At 71.9% G+C, this 385-nt stretch carries 1 pseudogene; it reads left to right on the top strand.

Features of this window, described 5'->3' with window-relative positions:
- Positions 1–25: 25 nt before the first annotated feature.
- Positions 26–385: pseudogene (locus I6F24_RS37400) on the top strand (hypothetical protein); the annotation flags it as partial.

Genomic DNA, 385 nt, shown 5'->3' with positions numbered 1-385 from the left:
CCACGTGGGTGACCGGGACACGGTCGTGACCGCGGTCGTCGACCGCGTCATCGCGATGTACGAGCTCCCGCCCGCCGAGCTGGAGTGGCGGCCGTGGTGGCGGCAGTTCCTCACCAACCTGCGGGTCGTGTTCATGCGCTACCCCGGGGTCGCGCGTCGGGTGGCGCTCAACGGCCCCTCGGTCGAGGCCGGTGGGCCCACTGTGGACCGTGCGATGAGGACACTCCTGCGCGCCGGGTTCGACCAGGACGAGGCCGCCATGGTGTGCCGGTTGCTGGTCAGCCAGGCCTGCCTGTTCATCTCGCTGGAGGACGACCAGCGCAAGGCCAACGAGGCGAAGGCCCAGATCTCCGGCGGGTGGGGCGCGCCGCCGCCGGACCCGAAC

Source organism: Bradyrhizobium sp. BRP23 (assembly GCF_020194135.1).
GTDB lineage: Bacteria > Pseudomonadota > Alphaproteobacteria > Rhizobiales > Xanthobacteraceae > Bradyrhizobium > Bradyrhizobium yuanmingense.
This window is presented reverse-complemented; position numbering and strand designations above follow the sequence as displayed.